A 17,682-nucleotide genomic window follows, 5' to 3' on the forward strand; every position below is an offset into this window, starting at 1 on the left:
TAGGACAAAAAAAAAAGAGGACAAGAAGCCCCCCCCCACATCGCCGGCGGGAAAAGAAAGGGGGGGGCGGGGCCCCCCCCCCCCCCCCCCCCGCCCCCCCCCCCCCCCCCCACTGCCGTGTGGGGGAGGGGTGGGGGTCAGGGCTGCTGGTCCTCGGGGAGGCTGATCACCCAGCGGGTGTCCTGGCGGGGGCGCAGGTAGAACAGCCAGTAGAGGGTGGCGGCGGCGGTGATGCCGCCGGTCCACAGCAGGGGCTCGGTGTCCAGCTGGGTCATCACGTAGACGAGGACGGCGATCAGCACCACCGGGACGGCCGGCCACAGCGGCATCCGCCAGGCGGCGGCGTGCTTGTGGTGGGCGCGGCGGGAGAGCAGCGCGGCGATCGCGACCAGCAGGTACATCCCGGTGACGGCGACGCCGGTGATGTTGCTGAGCAGTGCGCCCTTGACGAAGCAGAGCGCGGCGCCGGGCAGGCCGACGGCCAGGGTGGCGACCCACGGGGAGCCGAACCGGCCGAGGGTGCCGAAGGCCTTGTTGACCGGCTCGGGCCAGGCCTTGTCACGGGCGGAGGCGAACAGGACCCGGGAGTTCTGGATGACCATGACGATGCCGGCGTTGATGATCGCCAGCGCGACGCAGAGGCTGATGAAGGTGCCGACCGCGGAGTTGCTCCAGGCGGTGACCATGCCGGAGATGTCGCCGGAGCTCAGGGTCTGGAGGTCGGGGGCGCCCATGGTGATGGCGACGACCGGGACCAGGATGACGGCGGAGGAGATGCCGAGCGTCCACAGCACGGTGCGCGAGACGTTGCGGCGGGGGTTCTCCAGCTCCTCGGAGAGGTAGACGGCGGTGGAGAAGCCCTGGGTGATGAACAGGGCGATGCCGAGCGCGCCGACGATGGCGCCGATGCTCACCGTGGTGGTGGCGCCGCCGTCCCCGGTGACCACGCCGTGCAGCAGGCTGGGGGCGTCGCCGTTGGCGTGGGAGAACCCGAGCACCGAGACGACGCCGGCCGCGATGACCTCCAGCACCAGGAAGACGCCGGTGATCCAGGCGTTGGCGCGCAGGTCGAGCAGGCCGGCCAGGGTGGCGGCGAGCATCACGGCGGCGCCGGTCATGGCCTTGTCGAGGTGCAGCACGGGGGCGAGGTAGTCGGCGGTGCCGAGGGCGATGACCGAGGGGACGATCATCACGACGATCAGCGAGAGCACGAAGACCAGCCAGCCGGCCAGCCGCCCGGCGAGGGTGCCGACCATCGCGTACTCGCCGCCGGCGCTGGGGATCAGGGTGCCGAGCTCGGAGTAGCAGAACGCGACGGCGACGCACAGCACGGTGCCGATGGCGATGGCCAGGGCGGTGGCGCTGCCGATGCTGGAGAACAGCTCCGGGACGATCACGAAGAGCGTGGAGGCCGGGGTGACGCAGGACAGTGTGAGCAGGGTGCCGCCCACCACGCCGATCGAGCGCTTGAGTTGCTGGGGCGCGGCGGCGGCGGTGTCGGCCGTCGCGGGGGTCGCGGCGCGTGGCGGGCGAAGCGTGTCGGTCATGTGGCTTCCGATCGGCTCTGTGCGGTCCTGTGGGTGGGAGCGGTATCGCCTCCGCTGGCTGTCTGCTCGGGGTTCTGGTGGGGTCGCTCCTGGGTCGCAATGGAACCTGGGCGTATTGATTGCGTCAATGGCCGAAATGCTTCGGAATCCGTTGCGCGGAAGGGCATAGACATGCGATCCGATGATCACGTACGGTCATTGCGAGCTTTGCCCGACTTGTTACCTCTGCCACATTGCAACTGAATCCAAGGTGAACAGAGTGTTGCAAGCCACCTTTCAAAGGTGTCCGTGGAGTCGGACGGCGATACGCCCAGGCGCCCCCCTGTGCGGCCGCAACCCCCGGGCGGGGTGCGGGAACCGCAGCCCCGCGCCGGAAAGATCTAGGTAACGTTTCGACACCTGGGACGCGAAAGGGGCCGGGCTCCCGTGAGCCCGACCCCTCGATCACTGTCCGTAGCCGCCGGCGCGGTGCGTCGGTGCCCTCACACCAGCGGCAGCCAGCCCGTCTGGACCATCTGCCCGCCGGTCGCCCGGCGCGACACGTACACCCCGCGCCCCGGCGGCAGCGGCATCGGCTTGACCGTCCCCAGCAGCGCGCCCTCGTCCCGGTTGCCGGAGAGGATCACGCCCTGCCCGCCCAGCTCGCGCATCCGCTGCAGCACCGGCTCGTACAGCGAGCGGCCGGCGCCGCCCGCGCTGCGGGCCACGATCACCCGCAGGCCGATGTCCCGGGCGAACGGCAGGAACTCCGCCAGCGGCGCCAGCGGGTTGCCCGAACTCGTCGCGACCAGCTCGTAGTCGTCCACGATCACGAACATGTCCTTGCCGCTGTACCAGCTGCGGTTGCGCAGCTGCTCGGCGGTGACGTCCGGGCCGGGCAGGCGGCGCGCGCAGGCCCCGCGCAGCATGTCCACGATGGCCGCCATGGCCGGCTGCGCGGCCGCGTACTCCACCAGGTACTCCGGCGGCACGGCGCCCAGCAGCGCGCGCCGGTAGTCGCCGACCACGATGCCCGCCTGGTCCGGGGTGTACCGCTCGGTGATCTGCTTGACCAGCATCCGCAGCAGCGCCGACTTCCCCGACTCGGTGTCGCCGAAGACGGTGAACAGCGGGTCGGTCTCGAAGTTCACGAAGGCCGGTGCCAGCTCGGCCTCGTCCACGCCGAAGGCGATCCCGCGCTCCGGGCGCTCGAAGCCCTTCGGCAGCGAGTTCCCGTCCAGGACGGCCGGCAGCATCCGCACCTGCGGCGCGCGCGGCCCGGTCCAGGCCCCGTCGACGGCGGCGACCAGGCCGGCCACCCCGTGCTGGAGGTCGTCCACCGCGCAGGAGCCGTCCAGCCGCGGCAGGCCGGACAGGAAGTGCAGCCGCTCCGGGGTGATGCCGCGCCCGGCCAGCGGCGGGACGTTCTGCGCCACCCGGCGGTCCACCTCGGACTCCATCGGGTCGCCGAGCTTCAGCTCGGTCCGGTTCTGCAGCAGGTCCTTCAGCGCCGGGCGCACCTCCGCGTACCGGGCCGCGGTGATGACCAGGTGGACGCCGTAGCCGAGGCCGCGTTGGGCGATGTCGCCGATCACCGGCTCCAGCACCTCGAACTCCTGCTTGAAGGTGTTCCAGCCGTCGATCACCAGGAACACGTCGCCGAACGCCTCGTCCGGCAGCTGCCCGGCCGCCCGGCGGGCCCGGTAGGTGCCGATGGTGTCGATCCCGGCGGCCCGGAACAGCTCCTCGCGCCGGTTCAGCACCCCGTGCACCTCGGAGACCATCCGGCGCACCTTGTCGACGTCCAGGCGCCCGGCCACCCCGCCGACGTGCGGCAGCCCGGCCAGCGACTGGAAGCTGCCCGCGCCGAAGTCCAGCAGGTAGAACTGCACCTCCCGCGGGGTGTGGGTGAGCGCGAACGAGGCCACCGTGGTGCGCACCACCGTCGACTTGCCCGAGCGCGGGCCGCCCACGACCAGGCCGTGGCCGGCCGCCCCCGCGTAGTCGACCTCCAGGACGTCGGTCTTCTGCTCGCGCGGCTTGTCCACGATGCCGATCGGCACCCGCAGCCGGCCCGCCGGGAAGCCGGGCGCGGTCAGCCCGCGCTCCGGCACCACCTGGAGCGGCGGCAGCAGGTGGTCCATGCTCGGCGCCTCCTCCAACGGCGGCAGCCACACCTGGTGCGCGGCCGGGCCCTGGCCCGTCATCCGCTGCACGAACACGTCCAGCACGGTGTCGACCAGCGCGTCGTCCTGCTCCGGGGCGAGCGGCGCCTCCTCCTCCACCGCCGGCTCCGGCGGCTCCACCCGGGCCGCGGTGAACAGCACCGGGCGGGCGTTCACCCGCCGCCCGCCGGTCGACCGCTGCTGCCCCGGCGCCCGGTAGGGCCCCGAGACGTACGCGGCCTTGAACCGGTCCATCACGTCCTCGCCGAACTTGAGGTACCCGACGCCCGGCACCGGCGGCAGGTGGTAGGCGTCCGGCACCCCGATCGCCGCCCGCGACTCGGCCGCCGAGAAGGTGCGCAGACCGATCCGGTAGGAGAGGTAGGTGTCCAGGCCGCGCAGCTTGCCCTCCTCCAGGCGCTGCGAGGCCAGCAGCAGGTGCACCCCCAGCGACCGGCCGATCCGGCCGATCTGGATGAACATCTCGATGAAGTCCGGCTTGGCGGTGAGGAGTTCGGAGAACTCGTCGATGATCAGCACCAGCGAGGGCAGCGGGTCCAGCGCCGCGCCGGCCGCCCGGGCCCGCTCGTACTCGTGGATGTTGGCGTAGTTGCCCGCCGAGCGCAGCAGCTCCTGGCGGCGGTGCAGTTCGCCCTCGATCGCGTCGCGCATGCGGTCGACCAGGGTGAGTTCGCCCTCCAGGTTGGTGATCACCGCGGAGGTGTGCGGCATGTCCGCCATGCCGGAGAAGGTCGCGCCGCCCTTGAAGTCGGCGAGGACGAAGTTCAGGATCTCCGAGGAGTGCGTCATCGCCAGCGCCAGCACCAGGGTGCGCAGCAGCTCCGACTTGCCGGAGCCGGTCGCGCCCACGCACAGGCCGTGCGGGCCCATGCCCTCCAGCGCGGCCTCCTTGATGTCCAGGTAGACGTGCTCGCCGTTCGCGCCGACCCCGATCGGCACCCGCATCCGCTCGTGCTGGGCGCGCGGGCGCCAGCTGCGCGTCACGTCGAAGGAGCCCGGGTCGCCCGAGTTCATCAGGTCGGTGAAGTCCAGGTTCGACAGCAGCGGCTCGTCGTCCCCGCCGGCCGAGAGCCGGTACGGCGCCAACTGCCGCGCCAGCGCCTCGGACTGCCAGACCGAGAGCAGGTCCGGCGTGCCGGTGTACGTCGCCCCGGAGGCCGAGCGCAGCACCAGCTCCTGCGGGCTCACCGTCACCATCAGGTGCCCGCTCGGCTCGTCCAGGTCGCCCGGCACCACCTCGATGACGGTCACCCCCTGCACGCCCTCGGGGCTCGCCAGCAGCGAGTTCGGCGGCACCCCGGCGCCGTCCATCACCACCACCAGGTGCGGCTGGTCCGGCGCGGGCGCCGCGTCCCGCACGAACCGCTGGCGGCCGGCCAGCTCGTCCTGCAACAGGAACTCCAGCTCGCCCAGGTCGGTGGCGATCAGCCGGCGCGAGCCCGCGCCGTCGGCCTCCTTGCGGTGCTGGTTGTGCGGGAGCCACTTGGTCCACTCCCACTCCTCCGCCGCGCCCGGCGCCGCGGCCACCGCGACCAGCAGGTCGTCCGGCGAGTGCAGGGTGGTCAACTGGGCGATCATCGCGCGCACGTTGCCGTACACCGAGTCCGCGTCCCCGCACACCGTGACGTGGTAGAAGGCGCGCAGCGACACCGCCAGCGGCAGGTCCTGCAAGGTGCCGTGGGCCTTCAGGAAGGAGTGCATCGCGGCCGCCGACAGCGGCTCCAGCTCGTCCATCGGCGCGGTCTGCGGCGCCACCAGCGGCGTCGACAGCTGAACCGGGCCCAGGCCCACCCGGATCTGCGCGAAGTCGCCGTCCCCGGTGCGGCGCTCCCACAGCCGCCGGCCGTCCGCCACGATCGACCACAGCTGGTCCGGCGCCGGGTTCAGGAACAGCAGCGCGCCGCGCTGGCGCTCCGCCGTGCGGCGCACCTGGCGGCGCATCTGCTGCAGGTACTTGAGGTAGTCGCGCCGCTCGTCCGCCATCGCGGTCGAACCGCCCTTGCGGGCCCGCACGATCTGCGCCAGCACCATGCCGACCGTCGAGGCGACCATCAGACCGCCCATGATCTTCATCGGGGCCGCCGCACCCGGCGCGAAGAAGAACACCGCCGAGCCGCCCATGCCGAGCATCGGGAGGATGCTCATCAGCCAGTCCTCGCCGCCCTGCCGGGGCAGTTCGGGCGGGGTCACCAGCTCCACCGGCTCGTCCGGCACCGCCGGCGGATAGGCCCGGCCCGGGCGCTTGACCGTGATCACACCCATGTGTCATCCACCCCGCGGCGTCGATCGATCACTTCGGCATCAGCCCTCACGCAACTGGACTCGTACGACTCGTACGGCTCGTACGGGTTTCGCCAGGGCGAGGACGCACCACACGGCGCCGCCCCCCGTACCGCGCGCAGGGGCCGATCCTAACGGTCGCCCCCGCACCGCCCGCCAGGCCCGCGTCCGCACCCCCCGCCGGGGGCCCGGCCCGCACCGGGGCCGGGCACGAACCGAGCGGGTAGGGTAACGCCGCGCCAACTCGCGGCCCGGTCGGGCCGGTTCCACTGCCACACCGAGCGCCGCCGTGCCGCGGCACCGTCAACAAGGGGGAGCGCCCAGTGCGTCGAAGGACCGAGGTGCGGCGATGAGCGACACCACCGCGACCGGCTACTGCCGGGTCACCGTCGTCGCCCCGGACCGCCGGATCGACGTCGCCCTGCCCGAGGACGTCCCGCTCGCGGACGTCTACCCCGAGGTGCTGCGCCTGGCCAACCAGAGCCAGCCCGACGGCGCGCCCACCGGTTTCCACCTGGTGCGCCGCGACGGCACCGTCCTCGACAGCGGCCTGCCGCTCGCCGCCCAGCAGGTCCGCGACGGCGACCTGCTCGCGCTGCGCCCCTTCGCCGAGTCCCTCCCGCCGGCCGTCTACGACGACGTCGCCGACGCGATCGCCAGCGCCGTCGAGACCGACCGCCGACTCTGGAGCGCCGAACTCATGCGGGCCTTCGGCCTGATCGGCGCCGCGCTGCTGCTCGTCCTGCTCGGCTTCGCGCTCTGGTTCGCCGACCTGCGCCACGACATGCACGGCCTGCCCGGCGTCCTGGCCGGCGTCACCGCCGTCGTCCTCACCGCGCTGGCCGGCGTCCGCGCCCGGGTCTACCAGGACGCCCACGCCGCCCTCGCGCTCGGCCTCGGCGCCCTGCCGCACGCCATGATCGGCGGCAGCGGCGTCCTCGCCGTCGCCCACCCGTGGGACGGCCCCGGCCGGCTCCAGTTCCTGGCCGGCTGCGTCGCCGTCCTGGTGGTCGCCGTGCTGCTGGTGGGACTGCTCCCCGAGAAGGACGCGGTGTTCGTCGCCGCCGCCCTGGTCGCGGCCGCCGGCGCGCTCGCCACCTTCGCCGCCGTCCTGCTGCCGGACACCCCCGCCGGGCACATCGCCGCCGTCACCGGCATCACCGCCGTCGCGGCCGTCGGCTTCCTGCCCGGCCTCTCCGCCCGCTTCGCCCGGCTGCCCGTCGGCTTCAGCGCACCGGGCCAGACCCGCACCCGCAGCCGCGACTACGACGAGGAGGCCGAGCGCGCCGAGGCCGTCCAGTACGAGCGGATCGCCCACCAGGCCCGCCGCGGCCACGAGGTCCTGGTCGGCCTGGTCGGCGGCTGCGCCGCGGTCGTGGTCGGCTCCTGCGCCGTCCTCGGCTTCACCGACCGGACGTTCCCCGAACTGCTCGCGCTCGCCCTGGGCCTGGCCACGATGCTGCGCGCCCGGCTGTTCCGCTACACCGCGCAGGTCTTCAGCCTCACCATCGCCGGGCTGCTCGGTCTGGCCCTGCTGATCATCGGCCTGTCCCTGCACACCCCGCAGTTCATCCTGCGCGCCGCCAGCTCCGCCGAGGTCGACCTGCGCACCGTCTGGCTGGCCGCCTCCATCGCGTTCGGCGCGGCGCTGCTCGCCGCGATCGCGCTGGTGGTGCCCCGGCTCGGCGTCTCCCCGTTCTGGGGGCGCATCCTGGACCTGGTCGACAGCCTGACCCTGATCTCGCTCGTCCCGCTGGCGCTCGCCGTCCTGGACGTCTACCGGCTGGTCCGCGGCGCCACCAGCTGACCGGCCGGCCCGTGCCGCCCGCCCCGTTCGGCCCGTCCGGCCCGCCGACCGGCCGGGTGGGCGGCACTGGTACCCTTGGCCTTCGAGCGCAGCCGTGTGTCCGCCTCCGGTGGGTCGCAGACCGCCGGCCGCGCTCCGTCACGACACCGAGTCCTCATGAGTCCTGTGTTGTCGACCAGGACCGCTCGGTACACCCTGAAGGAGTTGCAGTGGCTCTCGCCTCTGACGTCAAGAAGCAGATCTTCGCCGAGTTCGGCCAGAAGGAGGGCGACACCGGTTCCCCCGAGGTCCAGGTGGCCATGCTCTCCCGCCGCATCGCGGACCTGACCGAGCACCTCAAGATCCACAAGCACGACCACCACTCGCGTCGTGGCCTGCTGATCCTGGTCGGCCAGCGCCGCCGCCTGCTGCAGTACCTGGCCAAGAAGGACATCGAGCGCTTCCGTACGCTCGTCGACCGCCTGGGCATCCGCCGCGGTGCCGCCGGTGGCGCCCGCTAAGACCGCCGCTCGGGGCGGCTCCCCACACCGGGGAGCCGCCCCTCGCGCGTATGCCGCGGACACCCCGAGCCGCGGCGCCCGGACATAACAACTCGCGCGTACCTCCCCAGGTGGCCGAGGATTGCACCGTAGGGTTGTGGGCATGCCCGGTGATGGCGCACCAGCGCGCCACCCGGGCAGACGAACCCGAACCCCCCGCGGGCCGAAGGCTTCAAACGGAAGCCGCCCGCATCCGAGAGAGCGTCCAGACGCGGACCGCCCGTCCCGGCCCGGCAGCCGTGAGGCGCCGGTCCTCGGTAGTGGCCCCCGGAAGCCCCGCAGACCGAGCGGAGCACCCCGGAGGCTTCGATCGAAGACCGGCCCGACTGCCGTCCTCCTTGCCAGGAGGGCCAGGGCCAGCCGGCAGGCAGCGCGGGGACGCTCTCCCGGAGACGTACGAAAGAGGAGATCTTCCAGGTGGAAGAGAACGTGTTCTACGCCGAGGCCGTGATCGACAACGGTTCCTTCGGCACCCGTACCATCCGCTTCGAGACCGGCCGTCTGGCCCGTCAGGCCGCCGGCTCCGCCGTGGCCTACCTGGACGACGACACCATGGTGCTGTCGGCCACCAGCGCGTCCAAGCAGCCGAAGGAGCACTTCGACTTCTTCCCGCTGACCGTGGACGTCGAGGAGCGCATGTACGCCGCGGGCCGCATCCCCGGCTCGTTCTTCCGTCGTGAGGGCCGGCCCTCCGAGGACGCGATCCTCACCTGCCGCCTGATCGACCGCCCGCTGCGCCCGTCCTTCGTCAAGGGCCTGCGCAACGAGGTCCAGGTCGTCTGCACCGTCATGGCGCTCAACCCCGACCACCTGTACGACGTGGTGGCCATCAACGCCGCCTCCGCCTCCACCCAGCTGGCGGGCCTGCCGTTCTCCGGCCCGATCGGCGGCGTCCGCGTCGCGCTGATCAACGGCCAGTGGGTGGCCTTCCCGACCCACAGCGAGCTGGAGTCGGCCGTCTTCGACATGGTCGTCGCCGGTCGCGTCCTGCCGGACGGCGACGTCGCGATCATGATGGTCGAGGCCGAGGCCACCGACAAGACCATCAAGCTGGTCGAGGGCGGCGCCGAGGCGCCGACCGAGGACGTCGTCGCCGCCGGTCTGGACGCCGCCAAGCCGTTCATCAAGGTGCTGTGCGCCGCCCAGTCGCAGCTCGCCGCCCAGGCCGCCAAGCCGACCGGCGTGTTCCCGGTCTTCCTGGACTACCAGGACGACGTCCTCGCCGCGCTGACCGCCGCCGTCAAGGACGAGCTCGCCCAGGCCCTCACCATCCCGGGCAAGCAGGAGCGCAACAACGAGCTGGACCGCGTCAAGGCGCTGGCCGCCGAGAAGCTGCTCCCCGAGTTCGAGGGCCGCGAGAAGGAGATCAGCGCCGCCTACAACGCGCTGACCAAGAAGGTCGTCCGCGAGCGCGTCATCAAGGACAAGGTCCGCATCGACGGCCGCGGTGTCACCGACATCCGCACCCTGGCCGCCGAGGTCGAGGCCATCCCGCGCGTGCACGGCTCGGCCCTGTTCGAGCGTGGCGAGACCCAGATCCTGGGCGTCACCACCCTCAACATGCTGCGCATGGAGCAGCAGCTGGACACGCTCTCCCCGGAGACGCGCCGCCGCTACATGCACAACTACAACTTCCCGCCGTACTCGGTCGGCGAGACCGGCCGCGTGGGTGCGCCCAAGCGCCGCGAGATCGGCCACGGCGCGCTGGCGGAGCGGGCGATCATCCCCGTGCTGCCCTCGCGCGAGGAGTTCCCGTACGCCATCCGCCAGGTCTCCGAGGCGCTGAGCTCCAACGGCTCCACCTCGATGGGCTCGGTCTGCGCCTCCACCATGTCGCTGCTGAACGCCGGTGTGCCGCTGAAGGCCGCCGTCGCCGGTATCGCCATGGGCCTGATCTCCCAGGAGATCGACGGCGAGACCCACTACGTCGCGCTGACCGACATCCTCGGTGCCGAGGACGCGTACGGCGACATGGACTTCAAGGTCGCCGGTACCCGCAACTTCATCACCGCCCTGCAGCTGGACACCAAGCTCAACGGCATCCCGGCGTCGGTGCTGGCCGCCGCGCTGAAGCAGGCCAAGGACGCGCGTCTGCACATCCTCGACGTGATGAACGAGGCCATCGACACGCCGGACGAGATGTCCCCGAACGCCCCGCGGATCATCACCATCAAGATCCCGGTGGACAAGATCGGTGAGGTCATCGGCCCCAAGGGCAAGATGATCAACCAGATCCAGGAGGACACCGGCGCCGAGATCACGATCGAGGACGACGGCACCATCTACATCGGTGCCGCCGACGGACCGGCCGCCGAGGCCGCCCGCACCACGATCAACCAGATCGCCAACCCGACCATGCCGGAGGTCGGCGAGCGCTACCTGGGCACCGTGGTGAAGACCACGACGTTCGGCGCGTTCGTCTCGCTCATGCCGGGCAAGGACGGCCTGCTGCACATCTCGCAGATCCGCAAGCTGGCCGGCGGCAAGCGCGTCGAGAACGTCGAGGACGTCCTCGGTGTCGGCGCCAAGGTGCAGGTCGAGATCGCCGAGATCGACCCGCGCGGCAAGCTCTCCCTCATCCCCGTCGTCGAGGGCGAGGAAGCCGGCGAGACCGCTTCCGAGTGAAGCGCCGCTAGCTGACCCTTGCGGCCCGTACGCCTCCCGGCGTGCGGGCCGCACCCTGTTGCCCCCGCGTTCGTCCATGCGTTCCCACGCGTGTTTCCTCTGGAGGTACCCCCCGTGGCTCAGGCCCCGGCGGCGAAGCAGCGCCCCGGCTCCACCCGGACCCTGCTCAAGGGCGCCGACGGCGCCGGCACGGTGCGCCGCACCGTCCTCCCCGGCGGCCTTCGGGTCGTCACCGAGACCCTGCCGACGGTGCGCTCAGCCACCTTCGGCATCTGGGTCGGCGTCGGCTCGCGGGACGAGACCCCGCAGCTCAACGGCGCCACCCACTACCTGGAGCACCTGCTCTTCAAGGGCACCGCGCGGCGCAGCGCGCTGGACATCTCGGCTGCCCTGGACGCGGTCGGCGGTGAGATGAACGCCTTCACCGCGAAGGAGAACACCTGCTACTACGCCCGGGTCCTGGACACCGACCTGCCGCTGGCCATCGACGTGGTCTGCGACATGGTCACCGGCTCGCTGATCCGCTCCGAGGACGTCGACGCCGAGCGCGGCGTCATCCTCGAGGAGATGGCGATGGCCGAGGACGACCCGGGCGACGTGGTGCACGACCTGTTCGCCAAGGTGATCTTCGGCAGCGGCCCGCTCGGCCGCCCCATCCTGGGCACCCAGGAGACCATCAAGGTGCTCACCCGGGAGCAGATCGCCGGCTTCTACCGCCGCCGCTACCGGCCCGAGAACCTGGTCGTCTCGGCCGCCGGCAACCTCGACCACCACACGGTGGTCAAGCAGGTCGAGCAGGCCTTCGCGGCGGTACTGGCCCGCTCCGACGCGGCCCCCGCCGAGGCCCGCCGCGGCGTCAAGGCGCTGCGCACGGCCGGCCGGGTCGAGGTGCTCAACCGCTCCACCGAGCAGGCCCACCTGGTGCTGGGCGTGCCCGGGGTGCCTCGGCACGACGAGCGCCGCTGGGCGATGGGCGTGCTCAACGCGGCCCTCGGCGGCGGGATGAGCTCCCGGCTGTTCCAGGAGGTGCGGGAGAAGCGGGGCCTGGCGTACTCGGTGTACTCGTACTCCTCGTCCTACGCGGACAGCGGCCTGTTCGGCATCTACGCCGGCTGCCAGCCCAAGCGGGTCGAGGAGGTGCTGCGGATCTGCCGCGCGGAGCTGGCCAAGGTGGTCGCCGAGGGCATCACCGAGGAGGAGCTGCGGCGCGCGATCGGCCAGATCTCCGGCTCCACCGTGCTGGGCATGGAGGACACCGGCTCGCTGATGAACCGGATCGGCAAGGCCGAGTTGAGCTACGGACACCACCTGTCGGTGGACGAGATGCTGGCGCGGATCGCGGCCGTGACCCTGGACGACGTCCACGCGGTGGCCCGTGATGTGCTGGGCGCGTACCGGCCGTCGCTGGCGCTGATCGGACCGGTCAACGACAAGCGGGCCGCCAAGCTCGCCGATCTGCTGGTGTGAGAGGACATTTCGCTATGACGCTGCGTGTCGCCGTGATCGGTGCCAACGGTCGGATCGGCTCCGAGGCGGTCAAGGCCGTCGAGGCCGCGCCGGACCTCGAACTGGTGGCCACCCTGGGCCGCGGGTCCGAGCCGGCGGAGCTGACCGAGGCCGGCGTCCAGGTCGCCGTCGAGCTCACCCACCCGGACTCGGTGATGGGCAACCTCGACTACTGCCTGCACCACGGCATCCACGTGGTCACCGGGACCACCGGCTGGACGGACGAGCGGCTGGCCACCGTCCGCGGCTGGCTCGACCAGGCCCCCGAGCTGGGCCTGCTGATCGCGCCGAACTTCTCCATCGGCGCGGTGCTCGGCATGAAGTTCGCCCAGACCGCGGCGAAGTACTTCGAGTCGGTCGAGGTGGTCGAGCTGCACCACGACCGCAAGGCCGACGCCCCCAGCGGCACCGCCACCCGTACTGCGCAGCTGATCGCGGCGGCCCGCGCCGAGGCCGGCCGCCCGCAGCAGCAGGACCCGACCACCCACAGCCTGCCCGGTGCCCGCGGCGCCGACGTGGACGGGGTGCCGGTGCACGCCGTCCGGCTGCGCGGGCTGCTCGCCCACCAGCAGGTGATGTTCGGCGACACCGGTGAGACGCTCACCATCCGGCACGACTCGCTGCACCACAGCAGCTTCATGCCGGGCATCCTGCTCGGTGTGCGCAAGGTCGTGGAGACGCCGGGGCTCACCCTGGGCCTCGAACACTTCCTGGACCTGTGAGCCCGGCATGACGTCCCGTACCGGATTCTTCGTCCTGTCCGGCGTGCTGCTGCTGGTCGCCCTCCTCTGCGTCGGGGAGGGCGTCCAACTGGTCGCCACCGGTAAGCCGCTCGGCATCGGCATCGGCCTGTGCGCCTTCGTCATCCCGGTGATCGGCGTCTGGTTCCTGCGCCAGACCGTCCGGTTCGGCCGGGCCAGCGAGCAGCTCGCCCGGGAGCTGGAGGCCGAGGGCGGCCTGCCGGTGGACGAGCTCCAGCGCACCACCGGCGGGCGGATCGACCGGGCCTCGGCCGACGCGGTGTTCGCCCGCCGACAGACCGAGGCGGAGGCCGCGCCGGCCGACTGGCGGGTCTGGTTCCGCCTCGCGGTGGCGTACGCCGACGCCGGCGACACCCCGCGCGCCCGCAAGACCATGCAGCACGCCATCAAGCTGCACAGCACCGAACCCGCAAGGAGCAACGCGTGAGCGACCAACCGACGGCCCCCAGCTTCCGCAGCGACGTCACGGTCGAGCTGGTCCGCAGCGCGGCCGCCGACTCGGACGTCATCTGGGCGGCCCGCGTCTCGACCGCGGGGGAGCAGTCCCTGGAGGCGGTCCAGCAGGACCCGGAGAAGTCCAAGGGCCTGATCAACTTCCTGATGCGGGACCGGCACGGCACCCCCTTCGAGCACAACTCGATGACCTTCTTCATCAGCGCGCCGATCTTCGTGTTCCGGGAGTTCCACCGGCACCGCAGCGGCTGGTCCTACAACGAGGAGTCCGGCCGCTACCGCGAGCTGCAGCCGGTCTTCTACGTCCCGGCGGAGGAGCGCAAGCTCGTCCAGCAGGGCCGCCCGGGCCGCTACGAGTTCGTCGACGGCACCCCCGAGCAGCACAGGACCACCACCGAGGCGATGGAGGCCGCGTACCGCGAGTCCTACGCGCGCTACCAGGAGATGCTGGCGGCCGGCGTGGCCCGCGAGGTGGCCCGGGCGGTGCTGCCGGTCGGCCTGTTCTCCTCGATGTACGCGACCTGCAACTCCCGTTCGCTGATGCACTTCCTGTCGCTGCGGACCAAGCGGGAGCACTCGGCGGTGCCGTCCTTCCCGCAGCGCGAGATCGAGATGGTCGCCGAGCAGATGGAGCAGGAGTGGGCGCGGCTCATGCCGCTCACCCATGCGGCCTTCGAGAAGCACGGCCGGGTCGCTCCCTGACCTGGGACGATAGGCATATGGGCGGAGTGTCACGCATGTCTGGATTGCGGCTTTTCTAGCCGCTCCCTACATTCATGAACACGGATTCCGGTGCTGCCCGAACCCCCGAGCGGGCAGCACCGGAATCCCATGTCACCGCCTGTTTCCGCCGCTTCGCGTGGTATGCCCCTGTCCGAACACTGGACCGGTGTGGGTACCGCCCCACCGCCTACGAGTAGCTTTGGACGCATGGCTCCGACCTCCACCCCCCAGACGCCGTTCGGCCGGGTCCTGACCGCGATGGTCACCCCGTTCACCGCCGACGGCGGACTCGACCTCGACGGCGCCCAGCGCCTCGCCACGCACCTCGTGGACTCCGGCAACGACGGCCTCGTCGTCAACGGCACCACCGGTGAGTCCCCGACCACCAGCGACGCCGAGAAGGCCCAGCTCGTCCGCGCCGTGGTGGAGGCGGTCGGGGATCGCGCCCACGTGGTGGCCGGCGTCGGCACCAACGACACCCACCACAGTGCCGAGCTGGCGCGACAGGCGGAGGCCGCCGGAGCCCACGGCCTGCTGGTCGTCACGCCGTACTACAGCAAGCCCCCGCAGGAGGGCCTGTACCGGCACACCGTGCACATCGCGGACACCACCGGGCTGCCGGTCATGCTCTACGACATCCCGGGCCGCAGCGGCGTCGCGCTGAGCCACGAGACGCTGGTCCGCCTCGGCGAGCACCCGCGGATCGTCGCCAACAAGGACGCCAAGGGCGACCTCGGCGCGGCCGCCTGGGCCATCGCCCGCTCCGACCTCGCCTGGTACTCCGGCGACGACATCCTCAACCTGCCGCTGCTGTCGGTCGGAGCCGCCGGAGTGGTCAGCGTCGTCGGACACGTCGTGGCCGGTGAACTGCGTGCGATGATCGAGGCGTACCTGGCCGGCGATGTGGCCAAGGCCACGGCGATCCACCAGGGCCTGCTCCCGGTGTTCAGCGGTATGTTCCGCACGCAGGGTGTCATCCTCGCCAAAGCCGCGCTGGAGCTCCAGGGACTGCCGGCCGGCCCGCTGAGGCTGCCGCTGGTCGGCGCGACTCCCGAGGAGATCGCACGATTGACGAAGGATCTCGCCGCCGGCGGGGTACACCTGTAACAGACGAAGACGTGCGCGCCCCGGCTCGCCGGACCCTCACGGGCCCGCCGCTGGACCGGACCGACGGCGCGAGAGCACCGACCCAGTAGGAAAACGACACTGAGTACGCACGCCATATGTCTTCAGGGGGAGGACCCCGGGCATATGGCGTGCGTCGTGAGGAGAGTCTTTTGAGTCACCCGCACCCCGAACTCGGCGCACCCCCGGCCCTGAAGGAGGGCGCCCTCCGCATCACCCCGCTCGGCGGTCTCGGCGAGATCGGCCGCAACATGACGGTCTTCGAATACGGGGGCCGCATCCTGATCGTCGACTGCGGCGTCCTCTTCCCCGAGGACGAGCAGCCCGGCGTGGACCTGATCCTCCCGGACTTCACCTACATCCGGGACCGCCTCGACAAGATCGACGGCATCGTCCTCACCCACGGGCACGAGGACCACATCGGCGCCGTCCCGTTCCTCCTGCGGGAGAACCCGGACATCCCGCTGATCGGCTCCAAGCTGACCCTCGCCCTGATCGAGGCCAAGCTCGCCGAGCACCGCATCCGGCCGTACGTGCTGGAGGTCAAGGAGGGCGAGCGCGAGCGCATCGGTCCCTTCGACTGCGAGTTCATCGCGGTCAACCACTCCATCCCGGACGCCCTGGCGGTCGCCGTCCGCACCCCCGCGGGCATGGTCGTGGCCACCGGCGACTTCAAGATGGACCAGCTGCCGCTCGACGGCCGCCTGACCGACCTGCCGACCTTCGCCAAGCTGGCCGAAGAGGGCATGGACCTGCTGCTGGTGGACTCCACCAACGCTGAGGTCCCCGGCTTCATCCCGCCCGAGCGGGACATCTCGGCCGCGCTGCGGAACGTCTTCGCGAACGCCGACAAGCGCATCATCGTCGCCTCCTTCGCCAGCCACGTGCACCGCATCCAGCAGGTGCTGGACGCCGCGCACGAGTACAAGCGCAAGGTCGCCTTCGTCGGCCGCTCGATGGTCCGCAACATGGGCATCGCCCGCGACCTCGGCTACCTGAAGGTCCCCGGCAACATGGTCGTCGACGTCAAGCAGCTCGACGACCTGCCGGACAAGGATGTCGTGCTGATCTGCACCGGCTCCCAGGGCGAGCCGATGGCGGCGCTGTCCCGGATGGCCAACCGCGACCACCAGATCCGCATCGTCGAGGGCGACACCGTCGTCCTGGCCTCGTCGCTCATCCCGGGCAACGAGAACGCCGTCTACCGGGTGATCAACGGCCTCACCCGCTGGGGCGCCAAGGTCGTGCACAAGGGCAACGCCAAGGTGCACGTCTCCGGCCACGCCTCGGCCGGCGAGCTGCTGTACTTCTTCAACATCTGCAAGCCGCGCAACCTGATGCCGGTCCACGGCGAGTGGCGCCACCTGCGGGCCGCCGCCGACCTGGGCATCGCCACCGGCATTCCGCGCAACCGCGTGGTCATCGCCGAGGACGGCGTCTGCGTCGACCTGGAGAAGGGCGTCGCCCGGATCGTCGGCAAGGTGCAGGCCGGGTACGTCTACGTGGACGGCGCCTCGGTCGGCGACATCACCGAGGCCTCGCTCAAGGACCGCAGGATCCTCGGCGAGGAGGGCTTCATCTCGGTCTTCGTCGCGGTTGACTCGACCAACGGCAAGATCGTGGGCGGCCCGACCTTCCAGGCCCGCGGCTCCGGCATCGACGACAACGCGTTCGTGCCGGTCGCCGCCAAGCTCCAGGAGGCCCTGGACCGCTCGGCGAGCGACGGCGTGCTGGAGCCCCGCCTGGTCCAGCAGCTGGTCCGCCGGACCGTCGGCAAGTGGGTGGCGGACAACTACCGCCGCCGGCCGATGATCCTGCCGGTCGTCGTCGAGGTCTGAGCCTCCGGCGGCTGGTTTGACGTGGGGCAGCCCGGTGCGTAATGTTCTCCGGGTTGCCCCACGGGACGGCCCCGCAGGAAGTCTCTCGAATGCGAATTCGAGAATGACCGCGGAAAACGGCCCGAGAAACTCTGGTAGAGTTCGGGAGCGCCGAAAGGCGAAAGCCGATCAGGTAAATGAAACTCCGGAAAACGGAGCGGAAAACATCTGATAAGCTGGAAACACGAAAGAACGAAGCGCCCGGAGGGCCCGCTGGAAGGCGGTCCGAAGGAAGTGTCCGTTCCTTGAGAACTCAACAGCGTGCCAAAAGTCA

At 71.3% G+C, this 17,682-nt stretch carries 11 protein-coding genes; 9 read left to right on the forward strand and 2 right to left on the reverse strand.

The window, feature by feature from the left end; all coding sequences use genetic code 11:
* Nucleotides 1-137 precede the first annotated feature (137 nt).
* Together AC07AL_RS37520 and eccCa are read right to left on the reverse strand one after the other, a co-directional pair.
* Nucleotides 138-1,547: an APC family permease gene (locus tag AC07AL_RS37520; RefSeq protein WP_363586530.1), complete on the reverse strand. Its 1,410-nt coding sequence runs from the start codon at nt 1,545-1,547 to the stop codon at nt 138-140.
* Between the two features lie 482 nt (nt 1,548-2,029).
* Entirely contained in the window at nt 2,030-5,974 is a 3,945-nt protein-coding gene (gene eccCa, locus AC07AL_RS37525) for a type VII secretion protein EccCa (RefSeq protein ID WP_478319515.1), read from the reverse strand.
* A gap of 367 nt (nt 5,975-6,341) precedes the next feature.
* Here eccCa and eccD point away from each other — a divergent pair, with 367 nt between their 5' ends.
* The 9 genes from eccD to AC07AL_RS37570 all read left to right on the forward strand — a co-directional run bounded on the left by eccD (nt 6,342) and on the right by AC07AL_RS37570 (nt 17,369).
* Nucleotides 6,342-7,799, forward strand: a complete 1,458-nt coding sequence (gene eccD / locus AC07AL_RS37530) for a type VII secretion integral membrane protein EccD (protein WP_363586533.1) — start codon at nt 6,342-6,344, stop codon at nt 7,797-7,799.
* Nucleotides 7,800-8,008: 209 nt separating this feature from the next.
* A complete protein-coding gene (gene rpsO, locus AC07AL_RS37535; RefSeq protein ID WP_363586534.1) occupies nt 8,009-8,299 on the forward strand; it encodes a 30S ribosomal protein S15 in 291 nt (96 codons plus the stop codon).
* A gap of 456 nt (nt 8,300-8,755) precedes the next feature.
* On the forward strand, nt 8,756-10,963 hold the full coding sequence (locus AC07AL_RS37540) for a polyribonucleotide nucleotidyltransferase (RefSeq protein ID WP_363586535.1): 2,208 nt from the start codon (nt 8,756-8,758) through the stop codon (nt 10,961-10,963).
* Between the two features lie 114 nt (nt 10,964-11,077).
* The gene (locus AC07AL_RS37545) at nt 11,078-12,430 is read left to right on the forward strand and encodes a M16 family metallopeptidase (RefSeq protein ID WP_350887436.1); all 1,353 of its coding nucleotides are present in this window, start codon (nt 11,078-11,080) and stop codon (nt 12,428-12,430) included.
* 14 nt (nt 12,431-12,444) lie between these two features.
* A complete protein-coding gene (dapB, locus tag AC07AL_RS37550; protein ID WP_063347605.1) occupies nt 12,445-13,191 on the forward strand; it encodes a 4-hydroxy-tetrahydrodipicolinate reductase in 747 nt (248 codons plus the stop codon).
* A gap of 7 nt (nt 13,192-13,198) precedes the next feature.
* Nucleotides 13,199-13,657, forward strand: coding sequence for a tetratricopeptide repeat protein (locus AC07AL_RS37555; RefSeq protein ID WP_363586536.1), 459 nt, complete (start codon nt 13,199-13,201; stop codon nt 13,655-13,657).
* A complete protein-coding gene (gene thyX, locus AC07AL_RS37560; RefSeq protein WP_363586537.1) occupies nt 13,654-14,385 on the forward strand; it encodes an FAD-dependent thymidylate synthase in 732 nt (243 codons plus the stop codon). Before AC07AL_RS37555 ends, thyX begins: the two co-directional genes overlap by 4 nt.
* A 228-nt stretch (nt 14,386-14,613) precedes the next feature.
* Nucleotides 14,614-15,513, forward strand: coding sequence for a 4-hydroxy-tetrahydrodipicolinate synthase (gene dapA, locus AC07AL_RS37565; protein ID WP_063347602.1), 900 nt, complete (start codon nt 14,614-14,616; stop codon nt 15,511-15,513).
* Nucleotides 15,514-15,683: 170 nt separating this feature from the next.
* Nucleotides 15,684-17,369 (forward strand): ribonuclease J, encoded by a 1,686-nt coding sequence (locus AC07AL_RS37570; protein WP_363586538.1) that lies wholly within the window; start codon nt 15,684-15,686, stop codon nt 17,367-17,369.
* The last annotated feature ends 313 nt before the right edge of the window (nt 17,370-17,682 follow it).

It is taken from the genome of Kitasatospora sp. NPDC043949, from assembly GCF_056435365.1.

Bases quoted from the DNA above. Each gene is read 5' to 3' on its own strand.
- eccCa (WP_478319515.1), bottom strand. From the start codon at position 5,974: ATGGGTGTGATCACGGTCAAGCGCCCGGGCCGGGCCTATCCGCCGGCG.
- eccD (WP_363586533.1), top strand. From the start codon at position 6,342: ATGAGCGACACCACCGCGACCGGCTACTGCCGGGTCACCGTCGTCGCC.
- dapB (WP_063347605.1), top strand. From the start codon at position 12,445: ATGACGCTGCGTGTCGCCGTGATCGGTGCCAACGGTCGGATCGGCTCC.
- AC07AL_RS37555 (WP_363586536.1), top strand. From the start codon at position 13,199: ATGACGTCCCGTACCGGATTCTTCGTCCTGTCCGGCGTGCTGCTGCTG.
- AC07AL_RS37520 (WP_363586530.1), bottom strand. From the start codon at position 1,547: ATGACCGACACGCTTCGCCCGCCACGCGCCGCGACCCCCGCGACGGCC.
- dapA (WP_063347602.1), top strand. From the start codon at position 14,614: ATGGCTCCGACCTCCACCCCCCAGACGCCGTTCGGCCGGGTCCTGACC.